Genomic DNA, 17,304 nt, shown 5'->3' on the forward strand with positions numbered 1-17,304 from the left:
CGCGCGCCCTCACGGTGCGGACGTCCCCCGTCAGGAACGGCGCGAAGTCGCGCCCCGGCTCGACGTGGATATAGTGCCGGTCCTTCTTGAGCGCGCCCGTCGTCGCGTCGTGCAGCGCGAGCGCCGTCTTGTCCGCGACGACCGGCACGGAATCCAGCCCCGCGGGTCCCGCGAAGCCGACGGGCGCGCCCGTAATGCGCTCCACGTCCGCGTCGCAGGCAAGGCTTACGCCGCCCGCCTTGAGCAGCGCGGCGAGCTTCGCCTCGTTCACGTCGAGGTCTCCGCGCATGCACACGGCGAAAAACGCTTCGGGATAGACGCCGCCGTTCGGCTCGCGCTTGAGCCCCGCGCCGCCGGGCGCCGCGCTCAGGTCGAGGGCGCAGTTCTCCGCGCGGTAGATAAGCGTCTTGATAAAGGAGCGCGGCGCGATATGCAGGAACGCGGCAAGCTCGGCAATCGTGCGCACGCTGGGCGTGTCAATTTCTTCTATAGATAGTGCGGTCGCCGCGCCTTCCGCAGCGTCGTCCGCGCAGGCGGCTTTCTCGTCGTTCGCGGCATAGCCGCATTTTGGGCACAGAATCAGCGTGTCGTCGCCGACGGCGCTCTCCACCATAAACTCCTCGGAGTCCGAGCCGCCTATCTGCCCCGAGTCGGCCCGCACCGTCAGCACGGACAGCCCGCAGCGCGCGAAGAGCCTGCGGTACGCGGCGGCAAAGCGCTCATACGTCTCGCCGAGGCTCGCCTCGTCCGCGTGATACGAATAGGCGTCCATCATCGTGAACTCGCGCCCGCGCATGACGCCGTAGCGGGGGCGGATTTCGTCGCGGTATTTGGTGTTGAGCTGATAGACGGTGAGCGGGAGCTGCTTGTAGGAGGCAAGCTCGTCGCGGACGAGCGCGGTGGCGGCTTCCTCGGCGGTGGGGCTGACGACCAGCTCCTGCCCGACGCGGTTTGTGACGCGGAGCATTCCCGCGCCCATAGTGTCCCACCTGCCGGATTCGCGCCACAGCTCGCCGGGCACCAGCACGGTCGGCTTGATTTCCAGCGCGCCTATGGCGTCCATTTCCTCGCGGATAATGGTTTCCACTTTCCGGTAGGCGCGGAGACCGAGCGGCAGATAGGCGAACAGCCCGTTGCCCAGCTTGCGGAGCAGACCGGCGCGGAGCATAAGGCGGTGGCTTGCGATGACCGCCTCGGCGGGCGCTTCGCGGAGCGTTGCGGGCAGCGTTTGTGACATTTTCATGCGGCGGAGTATAGCGCGAAAGCCTTTGGCGCGCTACTGCGCACCAAAGGCTTTCGTTCAAGCTTCTTGAGGGAACTGTCGCACGCCTGCGGCGTGCTTACCGAGTTTGCTCCGCTTCGCTTATCGCAAACTCGCGGGCAGATAAGGCGAGCGGGTGAACGGCATAGAGGTTTTCGCCCTTCGGCAAGCCTTCGCGGCAGGCATTCGGGCGCAAAAAGAGGGGCTGCCTTGCGGCAGCCCCTCTCCCGCCCGCGCACAGGAGGTAGTGCGTATGGGCGGGCTTCTCATCGCCTCTCTTCGGGCGTTCCCTGCGGGAAACGCCGCCTATGGGTTTGTCAGTCGAACTTCTTTCCCCGCAGGCTCCACGAGCCTTTTGGGAAGCAGATCATGCCGCTGTCCCCGCGCTGCCGATACACGAGCAGCCGATCGTCGGTATTCGTGTCCGTTCTCGCGTCGGTCTCAAAATAACAGTAGTCCCCATTACTCTTGCCGTCCGAAAACACCCGCTCCTTCGTCACATACTGGTAGTCGGCGGCTATCCAGTTCGAGTCGGACAAGTCGCCCTCGACAAACCAGAACTCGCCGTCCTCTCCGAGGTAGCCGCCTTCGGGAAACGCAAATCGATAGCTCGTCCGCGCGTGCTTAAACGCCACGAGGTCTGTGCGGCTCGGGGGGAGCAGCACGCGGTTCTCCAGAAACGCGAAACAGCGCATGCTCAGGATAATCCCAACTAAACTGCTGCGGTAATCCCGTATAGCCGCTTGCCAGCGCTTGCCGTTTCCGACGAGCGTAAGCACATTCGGGTTGCCGTTCGTCGGCTCCATTTCGTAGCCGCGCGCCTTGACCGCGTTGACAATGTCCTGCAATTCTATGCCGCTCATAACCAGCCACTGCTCTTTCTGTTTGTTGCTGTCATAGCCTACCGGACCTTCAAAGTCGAACAGTGGACGCCCTTCGAACTCCAGCGTCAGCACCTGTTTCGCCTTGCTCCACGCCGCATAGCTTGCGTTCGCCTTCGGCGCGGCGTAGGTCATTTCGCCTGCCACGTTTTCGACGCCGTATAGCTGGTATGCGTCGGAGAAACGCATAAAGGGACCGTCAAAAGACGGCTTCATTCCGCGGTCGGCAAAAGGCTTCTCCCAGTCTTTTATGTGCTTGCTGTTTAGATAAATCGTCAGCTTCCCGTCTCTGCTGCGCCAGTCTTTGGCAGGCGTCAAGCCGTACCCGTCAACGTACATGTTGCGCTGCCGGGAGCCGTCCCTGAAATAAAACGTAAAGTTGCCGGGTCCTATCGGGGCTTCTTTAGGGGGCTGGTTCGAATAGCGCCCTGCCCCGCCGCGCGCGCCCGGCGCAAGATCCTGCCGACACGAAGCCAGCGCCGCCGCGCCTATGCCGAGCGCCAAGAGAACAAGCAAGCGTCTTTTCATGATAAAGCCTCCGTGCCGGGCGCTGCCTGTTTGGGCAAGTTTCGGGTTTGCCGATTTGCCCTTAATATGCGGCAAGCCTGCGGTGCGCCGCATATTAAGGGGAGCGCGCGTCCGTGTCCGCCGCTCCGTCCTGCGCCACTATTATACATAAAAGACGGCGTATTTGTCAAAAGGCTTAAGGGCGCAACGCTCTTGCAGCCCCGCCCGCTGACCGCTATGCTTTTGCCGTGCGCTATTTCTTTGAGACCTACGGCTGCCAAATGAACAAGGCGGAGAGCGCCGCCGTCGAGCAGCTTCTGCTGGGGCGCGGGTGGAGCGCGGCGGCTACGGCGGAAGAGGCGGATATGGCGGTCATAAACACCTGCTCGGTGCGCGCGACCGCCGAATCGCGCATATCCGGCAGGCTCGGCTGGTACGCGGGGCTGAAGGCGGTGCGGCTCGGCGCGCCGGAGGCGAAGAGCGCGGCATATCCCGCCGCCGCCCGCGGGCGCCCCCTCGCGCTGGCGGTTATGGGTTGTATGGCGGAACGGCTGCTGGGGAGCTTCAAGGCGCGCTTTCCCGTCGTCGATTACGTCGTCGGCACGTTCCAGAAGCAGCGTTTCGCCGGAATCGCCGAAGCCGTCGAGCAGCGCCGAAGTCTGCGGGACGCGCCGACGGCCGACGCTCCCGCCGAAGAATATCGCTTCCCTGCGCTCTCGCTTGCGCCGGGCGCGTCGAGCGCGTTCGTGCCGGTCATGCACGGCTGCGACAACTTCTGCGCCTACTGCGTCGTCCCCTTCGTGCGCGGGCGCGAAGTCTCCCGCAGCCCAGAGCACCTCCTCGCCGAAATCGACGCGCTGTCCGCCCGCTCCGTCCGCGAAATCACGCTTCTGGGGCAGAACGTCAACTCGTACCGCTGGCAGGGCACGGACTTTCCCCGCCTCGTCCGCCTCGTCGCCGACCGCCTCCGCGAGACCGCCTCGCCCGTCGAGTGGGTGCGCTTCCTGTCGAGCCACCCGAAAGACCTGTCGCCCGCGCTCATTCAGACTATGCGGGACGAGCCGCTCCTCTGCCGTCACGTCCACCTGCCCGTGCAGCACGGCTCCACCCGAATCCTCCGCGCCATGAACCGGCGCTACACCCGCGGGGACTACCTTGAGAAAGCCCGCCTCGTCCGCGAAAGCCTGCCCGGCGCGTCGCTCTCGACCGATATGCTCGTCGGCTTCCCTGGCGAGACGGACGCCGACTTTGCCGAGGCGCTCAGCCTTCTGCGGGAAGTGCGCTTTGAGTCGGCGTTTATGTACTATTACAACCCGCGCGAAGGAACCGCCGCCGCCGCGATGCCGGGGCAAATCCCGCTCGCGGTCAGGAAAGAACGCCTGCAGGCGATTATCGACTTGCAGCTCGCCGTTACGCGCGAGGAAATGGCGAAGCGGATCGGGCAGGAAGCCAAAGTGCTCGCGCAGTCCGTGTCGCGCGGCAAGCCGTCCGCCTCTCCGCACGACTTGCGCCAAGCCCTGCCGCACGAGTCGCCTCTAGTTTCAGCATACGGTGTATCGAACGGTATCTGCGCGCACGAGCGCAATAAGCACGAGTCGCACCAAGTTTCGGCGCATGAAGCGCACCGTTCCCCCGCCGGCTTGCGCGGCGCGACAAACCGCCTGCACGCAGACGACGACCAAAAGCCTGCCGCCGAACTGCTCGGCAAGACCGAGCGGGACGAGCGCGTCGTGTTTGCCGCGCCAAAGAGTATGTTGGGCAGATTCGTTACGGTGAGGCTGTCAGAATTGACCGGCAATACGTTTCGTGGTATAGTGCGCTGATTGTATCCGGGAGGGTGCCGTGCCAAAGAAGCTGCTGTATTTCATTATATTCCTGCTGGTAGCGTTGCTGTTTTTCCTGCTGAATAAAGACCACGTCTGCGATATTACGTTCTTCCCCCGCGTGCTCGAATTTAAAGCCGTGCCTGTCGTATACAGTTCGGTTATCTCCTTTTTGCTGGGGGTGCTGATTATGGCGCCGTTCTCGCTCTTCCGCTCAAAGAAGCGCGACCCGAAACCCGGCAAGTACGGCGGCAAATCCACCGGCAGCGAATAAAGCTGCGCCGCATGGAACAGCTTGCGGGGAGACGCGCCGCGAAGGCGGCACCGTGTCGGCGCGCTGTGCCGAAATGGCTGCTCTGCGCCGTACTAGCCGCATTGCCGGCGGTTTCCGTCTTTGCGGAGGACGCTTCCGTAAAGGCACTTATCGACAAGGCACTCGCGGATAACGCTTCCGGCGCACAGACGGTTTCCGCGACGCTCGCCTCGCTTGAACAAGCCGTGCTCGCTTCAGTCGCCCCTTCAGACCCCCGTTCCCTCTATGCCTTTATCGGCTCTTTGCAGGAACAGCGCGGACTCTATGCCGAAGCGTCCAGCGCCTACGCGGTTTCCGCGGGCATTATTGCCGAAAACGCTCCCGGAATGCCGCAGGTCTCCGCCGAACAGTTGACGATTAACGCAGTGCGCTGCGCACTGTCGGCAGGGGAGTATGAGACTGCTGAAGCGTACCTTGATTCTGTTGTAGTGCGTCAGGCGGAGGACCCGCTTATCGCCGCATATGCAAAACTCTATGCGGTATGGTGCTTGATTGTGAAGGCGGACGGCGGGCAGCGCATGAAGGAAGCCGTTGAACTGCTGAAGCAGTATACCACCCAAAACGATATGGAGCCGGTTCGTCCGGCGATGCTGCTGATGCTCTGGCGCATTGCCGGAGACACGGAAAGCGGCGAAACGCTCGCCGCCCGCTATCCGCATTCTCCAGAAGCCGCTATCGTTTCGGGTAAAGCGGAGTTGCTAGCGACTCCACTTTGGTGTTTCTTTTCAGAGCGTGCCCTGCCGCCGGATACGGTTTCGGCACAGCTTGAATAGAAGCGAGCGGCAAAACAGCACGTAGGCTTATTCAAAAACCGCACAAACACGGAATAGCTTACCGAAACCTTGCGTGCGAAGGGGTTTACGGCGGCAATAGCCGAATAAACGCAGGGTAACGGCACCGTATATTATATCGTTACGATACCGGAAAACGCCGACGGTACGGCAGGCATGTTGCTTCGCAACGCGGGGTTCGACTGTTATCCCATATACGGGGACTGACCTACATATGCAACGTTGAGCGACGCATCGTTTATTTTTTCTCGTCGGCTGCCTTTTTTTTGTTCTCTTCTTTTTTTGTTTCGGCCTTGTCTTTAATATCCGCGGCCCCGATAAAAACCGCAATCACCCCGATAAAAGCGGTTAATACGGGTACGCCGCCTTTCAGAAATTCAACGACGTTCGGCCACCAGCCTAAAAAAGACGGCAGACAGATAAATACGGTGATAAAGATAGAAACAATCCCCACGAGCAATGCGACCATGGTGTCCTCCAAAACTGCACACCGTACAATGCTCGGTGCATTGGCGGCATTTTTACGACAATATGGCACAACTCGCTCCGTTTAGTCAAGCCTCAGTCAGTCAAAAGACGCCTTCGTCATGCGTTGCATTTTCAGCAACGAGCGCAGTCGTTTGCCCCGAAGCCGCTTTTCCTGTGTGGCGGCGTGCGTGCGCGTCTTTTTGCGCTTTGCCGGAATCTGCGTCGCCGCGGCAATCTTCGCTTCCAGCCGCTTCACGGCGACGGCGCGATTCCGCTCCTGCGTCCGCTCGTCCTGCACATCGACGAATGCTTCTCCATTTTTGCTGATATGCGCGCCGAGCCGCCGTCTAACTTCCCGCAATTCCTGTTCGTTCAGCCCGCGCAGGCGAGAAACGGCACACGCGACGTGGACTTTCGTGTCGCACTTGTTCACGTTTTGCCCGCCTGCGCCTCCCGAATGCGCAAACGAAAAAGAAACGGCGTTTTCAATGCTCTGGCGCAGTTCCGCTCGATTCATCGGTAGACACTCCCCGTCAATACGCTCGTCATATCAATTCTGCTCCCTCTGTATGGATACGGTGCAGTATACCGATTCTCAGCTCATGCATCATGTCTTCTTTCGGCTGTTTGCTACAAACTTTGATACGGGCTCTTTCACCATTTTTTCGAATCGCATAAACGTTAATGCGAACCTTGCAAAGGTTTTCGGAGCAGCTCGCGGAAGGTTATATAAGATTTGCGACCTTCTGTCGCGCCGATATGTCGTCTTGACAATTTTTTTTCTTTTCGCTACTGTTGCCATAATATACTATATCGTGAATGCAGGGAGTCGTTCAGAGCGGATAGCTGCACGGCTCTTTTTTTTACGGAGAACTGGTGACATATATCCCGCTAGAGGATACGCCGTATTATGCCGAATGCGTTGCGTTGGTGAAGGCGTTGCAGTGCGAGCTTATCGAGCTGACGATAACGCAGCACCGAAGAGGTACGCATGTTCAAGCAGTAATAAGCGGCGCGGACGGTCGTGCGTTTGGCAGCGGCGACTGTGCGAAAATTCACCGGACGCTTCAGGCGCGACTTGAAGTGCTGACGGGATGTCGCGGCGCAGCGATGACCGTAACGTCGCCCGGCATTGAGCGGAACATTAAAAATGCGGCGGAATTCGCGCTTTTTCCCGGACGGCTTATCCGCGTGTGGGATAAAAACGTTTCAGACTGGGTAACGGGGAAAATCATATCGGCGGACAAAGAGGCACTAACGTTTTCGGCAACAGCGGAGAGCGGGAAACCGCAGCGCGTTCCATATTCATGCATCGCGAAAGCGAAATTAGTATTCGTGTAGCAGAAGGAGACTGATATGGCATCTCAGATGGCTGAAGCGATTCAACAGCTCATGCAGGAGAAAGGAGTCTCACGGGAGGTTATTGTCGGGACGGTTGAAAGCGTTGTGAAGGCAGCGTATAAGCGGACGTTCGGCACGAGCGACAACGCCGTCGTCAAGATCTCAGAAGACTTGTCCGATGTCGCAGTGTATTCGCGGAAAGTCATCGTAGTCGGTGTATACGACCCCACAACCGAAATTGAGCTTGAAGACGCGCTCAAATTGAGCTCCGAATGCGAAGTCGGAGACGAAATGGATATTTTGGTTGACCCGAAAGACTTTACCCGGTCCGCGATACAGACTGGCAAACAGACAGCGCGTCAGTCCCTTTCCGAGATTCATAAAAACAGCATGTACGCCGAATACAAGGATAAAATCGGCGAAATCATCGTCGGATACTATCAGCGTGAGCGGAACGGCAACATTTATGTCGATTTGGGCAAGACGGAAGGCATTCTGTCCGAGAAAAACCAGTCCCCGCGCGAAACCTACCATAAAAACGACCGCATAAGGGCATTGATTTCCGATTTGAAACGGACGCCTACCGGAGTGGAAATTGTGCTAACCCGCGCATCGCCGGATTTTGTCCGTGCGGTGGCTAAACTGGAAATCCCCGAAATCTATGATAAGACGGTAGATATATATAAAATCGTCCGCGAGCCCGGTTACCGTACAAAAATGTCCGTGTATTCCGGCCGCGAAGATATTGACCCCGTCGGAGCGTGCGTCGGGCAGAAGGGTATCCGCATTCAGTCGATTATCCGCGAACTGGAAGGTGAAAAAATCGACGTGTTGAAATACGATGCCGACCCGCGCGTGTTTATACGGAACGCACTCGTTCCGGCGGAACCAACGAGCGTGGTTATCCTGAACGAAGAGCGGCGACAAGCGGTTGCTGTCGTACCGGACCAGCAACTTTCGCTCGCAATCGGCAAGCAGGGAATGAACGTGCGTCTGGCAAACCGCCTTACTGACTGGAATATCGACGTGAAAACCGAATCGCAATACAAAGAAACGGATTCACTCGCCGCCGAATCGCGGAAAGCCGCAGAAAACTTATTCGCCACGTTTGACGGATATGAAGAAATTGACGCGATTGCGGATTTGCCCGGTGTTGACGAACGGGTATGTGCAGCCTTCGCCAAAAACGGTATGATTGGAATAGAGCAGTTTCTTACCGCTGTTGAAAACAAATCGATTTATGGGATTCAGGAGATTTCCGACGAAGATATCCATGCGCTTGAGCAGTTGATTTCGGAATCGGTTGAAATATTCGAAAACTCTACGGACGGCGAGGCGAATGAAGTGAAAACAGGCATAGCGAATACGCCGTCTGAAGAAACGAAAACAGAAGAATCATACGAATGCCCCGACTGCGGCGCGAAAATTACGGTTGATATGACCGCGTGCCCTGCTTGCGGCGTAGGACTCAGTTTTGAGTTTGAAGGATAAGGATGACTTATGGCGAATGAAACGGAAAGCAAACAACCGTTCATATTGAATAAGAAAAAACCAGAAGCACCTGTACTGCCGCGCTTTGCTCCCGAGGCAATGCATTTCGAAAATACGGAACATACGGCAGTCGACAGGACGGGGTGGTGGGGCTCTCCTTCACAGGAAAAAGGAACCGTTCAGAGCATTCCCCCGGGAAAGAAAAAACTTATCGTGCGAAAAAAAAGACTGGATTCGTCGGCAATCACACCCGTGCCACAGGGTCAGAAACTGACGAAAAGAAGTTCGGTAGAGATAAAACGTAGCCTTCCGCCAGCTCAAGTGGCAACAACCGCCCCGTCTGTTCAAGCAGCGCACACGCCATCGACATTTCAAATACCATACATATTGATGGAGCAAAATGCTCCGGTACCGGAAGCAACAGCAAACAAAGAAAACTCTTCGGCCGTACCAGTAAAAAAAATCAAGACGACATTCGCACTGAACCCGGTTCGCCCGAATATAAAAGCAGGCAACTTATCTGAAAGAGCACGGCAATCACGTTCTCCGTATGGGCGGAATCTGGAACAAAGCCCGCGCAACAACAGCCGCGATATATTTACGGGTGCGCAAGCCCGCGAAGGGTATCAAAATCGGTTTAATGACCGGAATGGAGGAGCAGGCAGCGCCATTCCGCTTCAACAAAGCGACTGGCAACAGAGCCCGCCGTTTCAGTCGGATGGATTCAGGAACAACGGATATCGAAATAAGTTTCAGCGACAGGGCGGCGGCATAGGGTATGGGACGGGGATAGGTCGTCCGCCGATTTTCGGCACACGGACAGGCTTCGCTCCTCCGTCGCAGAATGCTAACGCGGCAAGGAAAAATCTGCCTAAAAAAAGTAGCAAGTCTAGGAAGGCGATCTATTCAAAGAAAGACCGCGAAGATTTTAGAGCGGGCAAGCTCTTTCTGCAAAAAAAGAAAGAAGCACTGAAAGCAAATGCGGTGCCAGAACAGATAGAGATTATGGATATGATTTCCGTTTCCGGTCTTGCCCGCAAGATGAATCTGAAGGCGTCGGACCTTATTGGAAAACTCATGTCTATGGGCATGATGGTTACTATAAATCAGTCGGTTGACGCAGATACGGCGACATTACTTGCCGCAGAATATAACTGCATAGTGCGTGTCGTAAGCCTGTATGACGAAACGATCATCGGAAGCGACGCGGCTTCGGGCAGCGGAACACGGTTCCGTCCGCCGGTGGTAACGATTATGGGGCACGTTGACCACGGCAAGACCAAGACACTTGATGCGATTCGGCAGACGCATGTTGCCGAAAGCGAGGCGGGCGGCATTACACAGCGAATTGGCGCATACATGGTGGAGACTGAAAAAGGCAAAATTACGTTCCTTGATACGCCTGGTCACGAAGCATTTACGATGATGCGCTCACGCGGAGCTGAAATCACCGACATCGTGGTGCTGGTGATAGCCGCAGATGACGGTGTAATGCCGCAGACGGTTGAGGCGGTTAACCACGCGAAGGCGGCGAACGTGCCGATTGTCGTCGCGATAAATAAAATCGACAAACTGGAGGCGAATCCTGACCGCATCAAGACGCAACTTTCGGAACTGGGGCTGACGCCGGAAGAATGGGGTGGAGAGACGCAATATGTGCACATAAGTGCACTCCGCAAAAAGGGGGTTGACGACTTGCTCGATGCGATTTTGCTTCAAGCGGAAGTGCTGGAACTAGGCGCAGTATGGGACTGCCGCGCGGAAGGGAAAATACTTGATTCCAAAATTGACCACGGGCGCGGCATTGTTTCGACGGTACTCATTGAACAAGGGACATTGCGTGTGGGTGACGCATTTGTCGCGGGCGTTTATTCGGGGCGAATCCGCGCTATATTTAACGACCACGGCGAAAAAATCACAGAAGCGACACCCAGTATGCCTGTCGAAATCATCGGAATGGACTTTGCGCCGAATGCAGGCGACCCATTCAGCGTAACGGATTCGGAAAAAACGGCGCGCGCCATATCCCTGAAACGACAAGAACTGCGTCGCTTTGAAGACGCGAAATCTGTAAATAAGATAACTCTCGAAAACCTCTATACGACAATCGATGCAGGGAATGTCTCCGAACTCAAGGTTATTATCAAGGCGGACGAGCAGGGTTCTGCTGAGGCGCTCAAGCAGTCGCTGGAGAAACTTTCGACGCGCGATATCCGGCTGGCGGTTATTCTATCGTCAGCGGGTGCTATCAATGAGAGCGACGTAATGCTGGCGGCATCAGGTACCAACACAATTGTCGTCGGCTTTAACGTGCGCCCGTCCCCGAAAGCGAAGGAGCTTGCCGACCAGTCAGGTGTGGATATCCGCAAATACAACATTATTTACAAGGCGGTCGAGGAAATCACGCAGGCTATGGAAGGGATGCTGCAACCGGAAGAAAAAGAAGAAGTCATCGGCATGGCAGAGGTGCGCGAGGTGTTCAAAATCCCGAAGGTCGGCGTGATTGCAGGTTCATATATGACGCAGGGATTCATCAAACAGTCGGCATCGGTGCATATCCTGCGCGATAACATCGTGATTTACACGGGCAAAGTGTCGTCGCTCAGGCGTTTTAAGGACGACGCGCGGGAAGTGGCGACAGGCTACGAATGCGGAATCGGTGTCGACAGCTGGCAGGATATTCAGGCAGGAGACCAGTTTGAAGTATTTGAGTATATCAAAGTTGCCCGGAAGCTGAGCGATTCGAAGGCGGCGAGCGGAACAACAGCTGTGCGTGAAATCACCGCGAATAGCTAGCTATAAAAAAGGCATCGGGACAGGAAGAACGCTGATTTATGCGGGCGCGGCATAAATCAGCGTTCTTATTAAGAAGGGTTTAGGGAGGAGCATATATGGGAGAGTTCCGTCTGATGCGGCTTGGGGAGCAGCTTCGTTCCGAAATTGCCCGTATGATTTTGTCGGGTGAGGTAAAAGACCCTCGTGTTTCGACCTTTTTGAGCGTCAACCGCGTGGAAGTTTCGGGCGATCTTGCGTATGCGAAAGTATATGTGTCAAGTTTTATGCCTGACAAACGGGTTGAATCAGGCGTGGCGGGGTTGCAAAGCGCGGCGGGATTCATCCAGTCGACGCTTGCAAAAAAGCTACCGATACGGCAATTTCCGCACCTGACATTCATTGCAGACGCCAGCGTCAAAGAAGGCTTCGAGATGGTGCATAAGCTGCACAAGCTGGAAGCGGAAGGCGGGTAACGTGCGACGGATCAGCATTATATGTTATGTGCTTCAATCTCGCGCCCCGCGCTGGTAGGGGTATCGATAGGGACGGAGGATAGGCAACATTGTGCGCATACGCTAAAAAGCGGGAAAGCAAAGTGTCCTGCTTTCCCGCCGCCGCTTTTATGCGTTTCTGCAAGGCTTGAGCTGGAGCGTGCGTAGTTTCCGCTTAAGCCTCGTGCTGCATTCGGTTCACTCCGAATGCACCCGCAACAAACAAGCAGGGACACTGTTACTTCAGCTTATATCGGCTCGTTGCAATAGTATGCCCTCCGTTGTACACGTCGAACCAGACTTCCGTCTTGCCGTTCAAGTCAAGCGCACGGTAGAACTCTTCCACGGTGCTTATCTTCTTGTCGTTCACCGCCGTAATGACGTCGCCGTTTTGCACCCGCATCGCTGCGGCGGGCGATTTCTGCGCTACCCCGGAGACAAAAACGCCTTTCACCTTGCCGTCGATTTTAAGCTGCTTTCTGTTCTCGCCGGTCAGCGGAACGACGTCGCAGCCAGGCCAAAGCTGGGCGCTATGCTCCTCCACTGAGGTCTCGGTTTTGCGGCTATCGACCTTCACCTTCACCGACACCGTCTTGCCGCCGCGGAGCACTTCAAACTGGGCGTTTTCGCCGACGGTCAAGTCGCCGACAGAGCGCACCAATTGGTTGACCGTTTCGACGGGCTTTCGGTTCAGCGACACGATAAAGTCGCCAGCCTGCATACCGCCTTTCTGAGCGGGCGAGCCGCGGTATATCTGCGAGACGAACGCGCCGTTTTTGTCCCCGACGCCCAGCTCTTTCTTATACTCCTTAGGCAGGTCGCTCAGCGCGACGCCGACCCACCCGTAGGTAACCTTGCCGCGCGATATAAAGTCGTCGATAGCCTTCTTGACGTTGTTTATGGCTATGGCAAAACCCAAGCCCTGCGAGCCGCCCGACTGCGACGCAATCCACGTGTTGATACCGATAACCTCGCCGTAGATATTGACGAGCGGACCGCCCGAATTCCCCTGGTTTATCGCCGCGTCGGTCTGAATAAAGTCGCTGATATTCGCCGTTCCGCTCGCCGACCGCCCGACCGCGCTGACTATACCCTGCGTTACCGACGAGGCAAAGTGCAGGGGGGTGCCCATAGCGAAGCAAATATCCCCTGTCCGCACCGCGTCGGAATCCCCCAGCGCGGCGACTGGAATGCTGGCGTCGTCCGACTCGAACGACACGAGCGCAACGTCCTTCCGCTCGTCCGCCCCCACCAGCTTGCCCGTCAGCTTCTGCCCGTCCTTCAGCTTGACCGATATATCCGTCGCCGTGCCCGCGACATGGTTATTGGTCAGCACGTAATAGATTTTGCCCGTCTTCCGCACTATCACGCCGCTGCCCAGACCGTGCTGTTCGTACTCGCGGGGAGAACTGCGCTCGCCGTCCGGTTCCCCGAAGAAGAAAAACGGCATATCCCGGAGCGGATTGTCCGGCGCCTGCTTCTTTTCGACCACGTCGACCTCGACGACGGAAGGCAGCACGCCGTCCGCCACCGCGCGGAACGCTTCCTGCATTGTTTCGACGGCGGAGAGCGCGTTTGCCGGAACCCGCACCGCGGAAGCGCTGCCGGCAGACCCCGCATCCGCCGACGCCCGCGCGGCGGGAAGCGAAAACGCCGCAACGGATACGGCGAGCGCGCCCCACATAGTGCACCCGCGCAGTATTGACCGCTTCATAAAAACCCCCTATAGGCTTGCAATATATGCCCATACCATAGCACAAAGCGGCGTAAAAGGGAAGCGACCGGCGCGCGCGCATAGGCAAAGCCGCTTTGGCGGCGTATACTCCCGCCGTGAACAAGAAAAAAGCGGCGGGGTTCGCCTGCTCCGCCTGCGGGAACGCGCAGCCGCGCTGGCTGGGGCGCTGCCCCGAATGCGGCGGGTGGAACACATTCCGCGAGAGCGCCGCCGGAACCGCGGCGGGCGGGGAGGCGGCTCCCGGGGGGGACGGGGCGCGTCCCGTGCCGCTCGCGTCGGTAGACCCGTCGGAAGGGCGCAGAATCTCGACGGGGAGCGGGGAGTTTGACCGCGTCCTCGGCGGCGGGGCGACGCTGCGCTCGGCGATACTGGTGGGCGGCGAGCCGGGCATAGGGAAGTCCACGCTGCTTCTGCAGACCGCGGCGGCGGTGAGCCGCCCGGACGGCGGGGCAGGGGAGCCGGAACGGGGCGCCGCGAAGACGCCGCGCGCGCTCTACGTGTCGGGGGAGGAGTCGGCGGCGCAGATTCGGGCGCGGGCTGACCGCCTCATGCTGGACACGCGGGGCATAGACATTCTCTGCGCCACCCGCCTTGAGGACGTCTGCGCCGCGCTCGACGCGCTGCAGCCGGACTTCGTCGTCATAGACTCCATACAGACCCTGCGCAGCGCCGAGGCCGGAATGGTGCCGGGCACCGTCAGCCAGCTCAAGTATTGCGCGCTCGAGCTGGTCGAGTGGGCAAAGTCGCGGGACTCCGTGCTGTGCATGAGCGCCCACGTTACGAAGGACGGCAGCATCGCGGGGCCGAAGTCGCTGGAGCACTTGGTGGATACCGTCGTGGCCTTCGAGCGGAACAGCGACGAGGCGCGCTTCCTTCGGGCGCAGAAGAACCGCTACGGCTCGGTCGACGAGCTCGGCATATTCGCTATGGGCGAGCGCGGGCTTACGCAGGTGGAAGACCCGTCGGCTATGTTTATCACGCGGCGGACGGGCAGCCTGCCCGCGGGGGTCGCCGCCGCGCCGGTGTTCGAGGGGAGCAGGGTGTTTCTGGTGGAGATTCAGGCGCTCACCGTGCCCGCGAAGGCGGCGCTGTCGCGCGTGTATTCGGACAGAATCGACTCCGCCCGCGTGAGCCGGACGGCGGCGGTGCTGGAGAAGCGAACGGGCGTGCGCTTCAGCGACCAGGACATATACATAAACGTGGGCGGGGGAATCCGGCTCACGGAGAGCGCCATAGACGCCGCGCTGGCAGCCGCGCTCTATTCGGCGCGGACAGACCTGCCGCTGGCGGAGGGCACGGCGTTCGTCGGGGAGCTGAGCCTTGCGGGGGAAATCCGCCCGGTGCCGCGCGTCAGGCAGCGGGCAAAGACCGCCGCGAGCCTCGGATTCGCCGCCGTCTACGCGCCGGAGGCGGAGGCGGGCGTTATCGCCGTCTCGGACGTCAGGGCTTTGATTCACGCGGCGTTCGGTGTTCCGCGTTCCCCGTAAGGGGAACGTCCGAGTTCTCTGAAAGAACTCGGCATAGAGGGTGTGCTCTGTGCCTTTGCCTATAGACAACGCCCATTTGCGGCAACCTTCTCGGCATATGGCGCATAGGGCGTGTTGGCACTCCCTACGTGGGCAGGTTCGGAGTCCCTACGTGCGCACGTAGGGACTCCCTACACGGGCAGGTATGGAGTCTCTACGTGGGCAAGTATGAACTCCCTACGTGCCCGTGTCACAAACCCCGACGCGGGCATGAAGCGTTCCCCTTGCGGGAAACTCGGCATATAGGGCAGGCTTACCGAAATGGAGAGAAAAGGAACGGGCAAAGCCCGTTCCTTTTCTCGTCTCATAGGGGAAGCGGGTTTGCCGCTTTCCCTATGACGGCATAAGGGCGGCAAACAAACAGGCGTCTCTCCCCTCGCTGTCCGCGGCGCATAATAAGGAAGAAACTGCTTTGGTGCGCAGGTTTCAAAGTGAAACACGGGGGTGTTGCGACCTCTGACACGGGCACCAAGGGAGTCGCTTGGTGGGCACTCCGCGTTCGGCTCTCACTCGTACTTGCGTATATGCTTATAGAAGATAATGCGTTCGGCTTATGGGGAACGCTTACCACGTCTTTGGCTGCCACGCTTCCGGCGGCTCGGCAATGCGGACGGTGTCGCCGGACTGCTCAAGCACATAGAAGCCGCTCTTATGGGCATAATCCCGCGCCTGCTCGCCGACGATTCCCCCCGCAACCGCGCCGAGGTACTGCCGCGCGTCATTGTGCCTGTCGGCATAGGCGCGGAGGACAGCCATTCGCTCGGCGTGAACTTTGACGTCCTCGACAGTCAGCTCCGTCTTCACCTCCACCGCAAGCGCATACTCGCCGTTCTCAAGCAGCACGTCGACTTCCGCAAGCGTCTTGTCGTGCGCGTCTTTGCAGACGACGCGGGTGTTCGTTCTGGTAAACGCATAGCCGAGCGCGTTGAACTTGCGGTGCATATCGGGGGAGACGAGGTGCTCGATTAGGCTACCCAGCCGGTTGCCCAGATTCCCGATAGCCTGATTCACCGCCTTAATTTCGCGGTCGGTCTCTTTCTGTCGTTGGGCAACGTCTTTTATCATGCGGTCAGTTTCTTGGAACAGCGCCCAAAGCTGCTCAAAGGTCATTTCCGGCGACGGATTCTGCGTGCGGTCATTCATGGCGTACCTCCTGCCATAAACATACCGCAATCCGGGCGGGGAAGACAACGGCGTTCAGCGGTAGCCGAACGTCCGAGTTCTTTGAAAGAACTCGGCATATAGGCTTTCGCCCTACGGTTCTCTACGCCTTGCCTTTACACTGCGAGTTTGCAAAGCAAACTCGGTAAGCAAGCCGAAGGCTTGCGGCAGTTCCTTGAGGAAACTCGGCAGATAGGTAAACTCGCTTGGCATACAGGCTTTGCCTATAGGTATAGCGCACAGGCAAGCGTCGGGCGGTCTTACCGAGCGGGAGAGAAAGGGAGCGGGCAAAGCCCGTTCCCTTTCTCGTCTCATAGGGGAAGCGGGTTTGCCGCTTTCCCTATGACGGCTCTCGGCGGCGTCATGACGCGCACGCAGAACAGAGGCTCTGTCTAGAGCAGGACAAAGCCTCTGTCTAGGGCAGGACAGAGACACTGTCTAGGGCAGGACAGAGACACTGTCTAGGGCAGGACAGAGACACTGTTCTAGGCAGTGTGGACTAAAGAAAGGAAAAGAGGTAAAATAGGAGCATGAAAGGAAATAAAGGCATTCACCGGCACGATATAAGCGACGAGGCGTGGGAACGGATAAAAGAACTGCTGCCCGGACAGACAGGGAAGCACGGGGGAGTGGCGAAAGACAACCGCTTGTTTATTAACGCGGTAGCGTGGCAGACGCGCACGGGCGCTCCGTGGAGGGATATACCGCCAGAATTCGGGAACTGGAACAGCATACACAAG

At 58.2% G+C, this 17,304-nt stretch carries 16 protein-coding genes; 9 read left to right on the forward strand and 7 right to left on the reverse strand.

Translation table 11 applies throughout. The features are described from left to right. Both proS and AWU74_RS02280 read right to left on the reverse strand, forming a co-directional pair. On the reverse strand, positions 1 to 1,243 hold a 1,243-nt coding region (gene proS, locus AWU74_RS02275; RefSeq protein ID WP_062327131.1), incomplete at its 3' end, for a proline--tRNA ligase. 335 nt (positions 1,244 to 1,578) lie between these two features. After that, positions 1,579 to 2,670, reverse strand: coding sequence for a hypothetical protein (locus AWU74_RS02280; protein WP_162504688.1), 1,092 nt, complete (start codon positions 2,668 to 2,670; stop codon positions 1,579 to 1,581). Between the two features lie 227 nt (positions 2,671 to 2,897). On the opposite strand from AWU74_RS02280, the gene miaB reads away from it, so the two are divergent. The 3 genes from miaB to AWU74_RS02295 are packed head-to-tail and all read left to right on the forward strand — an operon-like array spanning position 2,898 to position 5,558. Then, positions 2,898 to 4,472, forward strand: coding sequence for a tRNA (N6-isopentenyl adenosine(37)-C2)-methylthiotransferase MiaB (gene miaB, locus AWU74_RS02285; RefSeq protein ID WP_306700913.1), 1,575 nt, complete (start codon positions 2,898 to 2,900; stop codon positions 4,470 to 4,472). Between the two features lie 19 nt (positions 4,473 to 4,491). Beyond that, positions 4,492 to 4,746, forward strand: a complete 255-nt coding sequence (locus AWU74_RS02290) for a hypothetical protein (RefSeq protein ID WP_062327137.1) — start codon at positions 4,492 to 4,494, stop codon at positions 4,744 to 4,746. Between the two features lie 11 nt (positions 4,747 to 4,757). After that, positions 4,758 to 5,558, forward strand: a complete 801-nt coding sequence (locus AWU74_RS02295) for a hypothetical protein (RefSeq protein ID WP_062327139.1) — start codon at positions 4,758 to 4,760, stop codon at positions 5,556 to 5,558. A 256-nt stretch (positions 5,559 to 5,814) separates the two neighbouring features. On the opposite strand, the gene AWU74_RS02300 is transcribed toward AWU74_RS02295, so the two are convergent. Together AWU74_RS02300 and AWU74_RS02305 are read right to left on the reverse strand one after the other, a co-directional pair. Further along, the gene (locus AWU74_RS02300) at positions 5,815 to 6,045 is read right to left on the reverse strand and encodes a hypothetical protein (RefSeq protein ID WP_062327141.1); all 231 of its coding nucleotides are present in this window, start codon (positions 6,043 to 6,045) and stop codon (positions 5,815 to 5,817) included. A gap of 96 nt (positions 6,046 to 6,141) precedes the next feature. After that, positions 6,142 to 6,561: a peptide chain release factor-like protein gene (locus AWU74_RS02305; RefSeq protein ID WP_062327143.1), complete on the reverse strand. Its 420-nt coding sequence runs from the start codon at positions 6,559 to 6,561 to the stop codon at positions 6,142 to 6,144. A gap of 359 nt (positions 6,562 to 6,920) precedes the next feature. On the opposite strand from AWU74_RS02305, the gene AWU74_RS02310 reads away from it, so the two are divergent. Both AWU74_RS02310 and nusA read left to right on the forward strand, forming a co-directional pair. Then, positions 6,921 to 7,385 (forward strand): LSm family protein, encoded by a 465-nt coding sequence (locus AWU74_RS02310; protein ID WP_062327144.1) that lies wholly within the window; start codon positions 6,921 to 6,923, stop codon positions 7,383 to 7,385. A gap of 15 nt (positions 7,386 to 7,400) precedes the next feature. Then, positions 7,401 to 8,876, forward strand: a complete 1,476-nt coding sequence (gene nusA / locus AWU74_RS02315; protein ID WP_062327146.1) for a transcription termination factor NusA — start codon at positions 7,401 to 7,403, stop codon at positions 8,874 to 8,876. Positions 8,877 to 9,120: 244 nt separating this feature from the next. Here the strand turns inward: nusA and AWU74_RS13730 are convergent, their stop codons facing one another. Next, positions 9,121 to 9,258, reverse strand: coding sequence for a hypothetical protein (locus tag AWU74_RS13730; protein WP_438816351.1), 138 nt, complete (start codon positions 9,256 to 9,258; stop codon positions 9,121 to 9,123). An 8-nt stretch (positions 9,259 to 9,266) separates the two neighbouring features. Here AWU74_RS13730 and infB point away from each other — a divergent pair, with 8 nt between their 5' ends. Both infB and rbfA read left to right on the forward strand, forming a co-directional pair. Continuing rightward, on the forward strand, positions 9,267 to 11,672 hold the full coding sequence (gene infB, locus AWU74_RS02320) for a translation initiation factor IF-2 (RefSeq protein ID WP_438816352.1): 2,406 nt from the start codon (positions 9,267 to 9,269) through the stop codon (positions 11,670 to 11,672). A 95-nt stretch (positions 11,673 to 11,767) separates the two neighbouring features. Beyond that, positions 11,768 to 12,124 (forward strand): 30S ribosome-binding factor RbfA, encoded by a 357-nt coding sequence (rbfA, locus tag AWU74_RS02325; protein WP_062327150.1) that lies wholly within the window; start codon positions 11,768 to 11,770, stop codon positions 12,122 to 12,124. A gap of 256 nt (positions 12,125 to 12,380) precedes the next feature. Here rbfA and AWU74_RS02330 read toward each other — a convergent pair whose 3' ends face one another. Continuing rightward, positions 12,381 to 13,856 carry a Do family serine endopeptidase gene (locus AWU74_RS02330; protein ID WP_162504690.1) on the reverse strand — a complete coding sequence of 492 codons (1,476 nt, stop codon included), beginning with the start codon at positions 13,854 to 13,856 and terminating at the stop codon, positions 12,381 to 12,383. Positions 13,857 to 13,972: 116 nt separating this feature from the next. On the opposite strand from AWU74_RS02330, the gene radA reads away from it, so the two are divergent. Continuing rightward, positions 13,973 to 15,364 (forward strand): DNA repair protein RadA, encoded by a 1,392-nt coding sequence (gene radA / locus AWU74_RS02335; RefSeq protein WP_062327156.1) that lies wholly within the window; start codon positions 13,973 to 13,975, stop codon positions 15,362 to 15,364. 603 nt (positions 15,365 to 15,967) lie between these two features. On the opposite strand, the gene AWU74_RS02340 is transcribed toward radA, so the two are convergent. Next, a complete protein-coding gene (locus AWU74_RS02340) occupies positions 15,968 to 16,546 on the reverse strand; it encodes a hypothetical protein (RefSeq protein WP_062327154.1) in 579 nt (192 codons plus the stop codon). 548 nt (positions 16,547 to 17,094) lie between these two features. On the opposite strand from AWU74_RS02340, the gene AWU74_RS02345 reads away from it, so the two are divergent. Next, positions 17,095 to 17,304 (forward strand): transposase (locus AWU74_RS02345; protein ID WP_162504692.1); only part of this gene is annotated, 210 nt, incomplete at its 3' end.

Source organism: Treponema endosymbiont of Eucomonympha sp. (genome assembly GCF_001028545.1).